Origin of the sequence: Treponema sp. UBA7567 (assembly GCF_002476655.1) — a bacterium.
Classification (GTDB): domain Bacteria; phylum Spirochaetota; class Spirochaetia; order Treponematales; family Treponemataceae; genus Treponema_D.
Genome location: NZ_DLLH01000029.1, coordinates 1 through 4,242 on the forward strand (window position 1 = coordinate 1; position 4,242 = coordinate 4,242).

3 protein-coding genes and 1 pseudogene are annotated in these 4,242 nt (G+C 41.6%); all 4 read right to left on the minus strand.

The features are described 5' to 3' along the window. On the minus strand, positions 1 to 1,108 hold a 1,108-nt coding region (locus B3Y13_RS03670), incomplete at its 3' end, for a DUF1846 domain-containing protein (RefSeq protein WP_296692783.1). Between the two features lie 131 nt (positions 1,109 to 1,239). Next, positions 1,240 to 3,348, minus strand: a complete 2,109-nt coding sequence (gene pnp / locus B3Y13_RS03675; protein ID WP_296020724.1) for a polyribonucleotide nucleotidyltransferase — start codon at positions 3,346 to 3,348, stop codon at positions 1,240 to 1,242. Positions 3,349 to 3,368: 20 nt separating this feature from the next. Further along, positions 3,369 to 3,635 carry a 30S ribosomal protein S15 gene (gene rpsO, locus B3Y13_RS03680; RefSeq protein WP_296020731.1) on the minus strand — a complete coding sequence of 89 codons (267 nt, stop codon included), beginning with the start codon at positions 3,633 to 3,635 and terminating at the stop codon, positions 3,369 to 3,371. 21 nt (positions 3,636 to 3,656) lie between these two features. Then, a pseudogene (locus tag B3Y13_RS03685) lies at positions 3,657 to 4,242 on the minus strand (hypothetical protein); the annotation flags it as partial.

The following is a 4,242-nucleotide window of genomic DNA, read 5'->3' on the forward strand; positions in this document are numbered from 1 at the left end:
TGATTATTGTGCCGTCGTTCAGTTCGATTGCGGCCGCTGGAAGTCCGGATTTTTCTGCGCGTTTGCTTGCGGCAACTGTAACAAGACGGTCGGCCGGAGTTATCTTTGCCTGCTGCATTAAAAGAGTAAGTTTGTTTACTTCGGATTCTTCGCACTTCCCGTCAGCAAGGTTGCACAAAGCAGTATAGTAGCGTCTGATAATTTCCTGACGGCTCGCATAGCAGCATGCCTCGTCGTCAAAGATACAGTTGCCTGCCATATTGACGCCCATATCCGTCGGCGATTTATATGGATTTTCTCCAAAAATTCCCTTAAAGATTGCATCCAGCACCGGATAAATTTCTATATCGCGGTTGTAGTTTACAGTCGTAACCCCATAAGCCTCAAGATGCCATGGGTCAATCATATTAACATCGTTTAAATCGGCAGTTGCCGCTTCGTAAGCAAGGTTTACAGGATGCTTTAGAGGAAGATTCCAAATAGGAAACGTTTCAAACTTGGCATATCCTGCCTTTACACCGCGAACATTTTCGTTATAAAGCTGGCTTAAGCAGACAGCCATTTTGCCAGACCCAGGACCTGGAGCTGTAACAACAACAAGCGGACGGGAGGTTTCTACATAATCATTTTTTCCATAGCCTTTATCGCTGTCGATAAGAGCAACGTTGCTCGGATAGCCTTCTATCAAATAATGGAAATAAGACTTTATTCCAAGTTTTTTAAGACGTTTAGCAAAGGCCTTTGCACCTTCCTGTCCGCAATAATGCGTAATAACAACAGAACCTACAAATAACCCTCTGTCCATAAATTCCTGGCGCAGACGAAGGACATCTTTGTCATAAGTAATACCCAAGTCGCCGCGGACTTTGTTTTTTTCAATATCCAATGCGCTGATTACGATTATAATTTCTGCCATATCAGCCAGCTGCAAAAGCATCTTGAGTTTACTGTCTGGCTCAAACCCAGGCAAAACACGGCTTGCATGAAAGTCGTCAAAAAGTTTACCGCCAAATTCCAAATAAAGCTTGTTTCCAAAATGCGAAATACGCTCTTTAATGTGTTCAGACTGAATTTTCAAATATTTATCGTTATCAAAACCTTTTTTCATATCTTAAAAAGTATAAACGATTTGAACTTTTTTTTCTATGGCAGTGAGATTTTGACAAAAAAAATGGCTGTCTGAAAATCAGTCTTCAAACAGCCATTTTTTGTTTAATAATTTAACATTTTAAGCGTTAATTATTTTTTTAGCTCTTCAAGCGCATCAACATAGGAAAGATTCAATCTTCCCATTTTGTCTACTTCAAGAAGTTTTACAGGAATCTGCTGGCCTTCTTTAAGAACGTCCGTCACTTTTTCAACTCTCTGTCTTGAAAGTTTAGAAATGTGGCACAAGCCTTCTTTTCCTGGCAAAATTTCAACAAAAGCACCAAAATCCATTATGCGCTTTACAGTGCCGTTGTAAATTGTTCCAACTTCTGGATCTTCACAAATGCCTTTTACAGCGAGTTTCGCTTCTTCAGCAGATTTTCCGGTTTTTCCGTAAATCTGAACAGTTCCGTCATCTTCTGTGTTGATTGTAACGCCGTACTGTGCGCAAAGAGCTTTAATGTTCTTTCCGCCAGGTCCAATCAAAGCGCCGATTTTATCCGGACTAATTTTCATAGTCAAGATTTTTGGCGCAAACGGACTAATTGGCTGAGGCTTGTCGATGCATTTTTCCATGATCGAAAGAATATGCAAGCGTCCGGCTTTTGCCTGGGCGAGAGCTTCTTTCATAATCTGTGTTGTCACACCGGCAATCTTAATATCCATCTGGAAACCAGTAATTCCGTCTTTTGTTCCGGCTACCTTAAAGTCCATATCGCCGAGATGGTCTTCTTCACCAAGGATATCAGAAAGAATCTTGTAATTTCCGTAAGGATTGTCGCCTTCTGGTTCTGTAATAAGACCCATTGCAATTCCTGCAACCATCTTCTTCATAGGAACGCCAGCAGCGAGCATTGCAAGACAACCGCCACAAGTAGAAGCCTGAGAAGAAGAACCGTTAGATTCCATGATTTCAGAAACTACGCGAACGGTATAAGGAAATTCTGTAACTGGCGGAACCATGGCTGCCAAAGAACGGCGGGCAAGGTTTCCGTGTCCAATTTCGCGGCGGCCTGTTGTAAGACGTCCAACTTCTCCAACAGAATAAGGAGGGAAATTGTAATGAAGAATAAAGTTTTCGCTTCTTTCTCCATCAATATCGTCATAAACCTGGGCATCGAGTGTTGTGCCAAGAGTACAAACTGCCAAGGACTGAGTTTCGCCACGTGTAAAAAGAGCCGAACCGTGTGGACGAGGAAGAACGTTCACTTCGCAAGTAATCGGACGAATTTCGTCACATTTACGGCCATCAATTCTCAAGCCTTTGTCCAAAATGCTCTTTCTAAGCAAGTTGTACTGAATATCATCAAAGCAAGAATCAAAAAGCTTTTTCTGAATTTCATCTGACAACTGTTCAGCATATTTCTGTGCAACCTGCTCTTTTGCCGCGGCAATTGCCTTGCCGCGAGTCATTTTTCCGTCCTGGAAACATGCTTTTTCAAGGAGAGGTGTTGCATCTGCAATAATCTGCTCTTTGTTTGCAAGCTCAACATTAAGTGGAGCAAGTGGGAGTTTTTCTTTTCCACATTTTGCAACAAGCTGTTCCTGAAGCTCGCACATAGCCGTAATAAAGCCCTGCGCCTGTTCAAGAGCGCCGAGCATTACTTCCTCGCTGACTTCGTTCGCACCGCCTTCAACCATCGTAAATCCGTCTTTTGTTCCGGCAACAACGATTTCGAGCTGAGCTTTTTCCTGCTGATAGAAAGTCGGGTTGATTACATACTGTCCGTCAATATAAGCGACTCTTGCCGCTGCAACTGGTCCATGGAATGGAATATCAGAAATTGATACTGCTGCAGAAGCGGCAATTACTGCAAGAATGTCCGGTGGATTGATTCCGTCGGCAGAAACACAAGTCGGAACAATCTGGATTTCACGACCAAATGCAGGTTCAAAAAGAGGACGCATAGGACGGTCAATAAGGCGAGAAACCAAAATTTCCTTGTCCTTTGGACGACCTTCACGTTTTACAAAGCCTCCTGGAATTTTTCCTGCGGCATAATATTTTTCATTGTATTCAACAGTAACCGGGACAAAGTCCAATCCCTCTTTAACTTCGGAAGAGGCACATACAGTTGCAATTACAGATGTTCCTGCGTACTGCGCATAAACACATCCGTTTGCCTGTTTACCGATTTTTCCAGTTTCGAGAATTAAATCTTCATCACCAATTTTGTAAGTTACTCTATTTACTGCCATTACTTACACCTCCACGTTTATTATTTGCGGAGACCAAGTTCTTTAATAAGCTGGCGGTAAACTTCCAAATCCTTTCTCTGAAGATATTTAAGCATCTTGCGGCGCTGTCCGATTACTTTGAGCAATCCACGTGATGCGCCTGCGTCTTTTGGGAAGTGCTGGCAGTGAACTGTAAGCTGTTTGATGCGTTCAGTAAGGAGAGCGATCTGAACTTTTGTGTTTCCTGTGTCGGCTTCGTTTTTGCCAAATTTGCTGACTACTGCAGCTGATTCTTCTTTTGTAAGCATTTTACTTACTCCTTAAAATATTTATTTCTCTGGGTAACCAAATTGAATTGCCCGCACAAAGCCTCTGAGCGATCCGTCAGAATCCAGCACGCGAAGTAAACCGGAATCTAATTTACAGGCTACAGTTTTTGCTGCGGAAATCTCTTCGCTTCCAGAAATTACCATTTTTATTTTGACAGCATATTCACCATCAGGCGGAAAAATCTGACTTCCGTGTTTTTTTGCGGTCAGATAATTTTTTCCTTCTATTGTTTCCCTATACCATTCAAAACCCGCACAGTCAATAGTATACGGATTTCTGAGCATTATGCTTATTTCATTAAACTTTTTATCAAGAACATCCTCACGAATTCTTGAAGAACTTACTTTTTTGCCAGAATAATCAACAAAACTGACAACATTAAGCTCGATTTTATTTTTAGCGCAAAATTCTTTTAAAGCAGGAATATCGGTCAAGCCTTTGTAACCGCATCTAAAATCTTCACCTTCGGCAAGATATTTTACATTGCAGTTATCTTTTAAAATTGACAGAAAATCACTTCCTTGTATTTTAGTAAAATCGTCGGAAAAGTCAATTACAACGACAAACTTAAATCCTTTACGCATA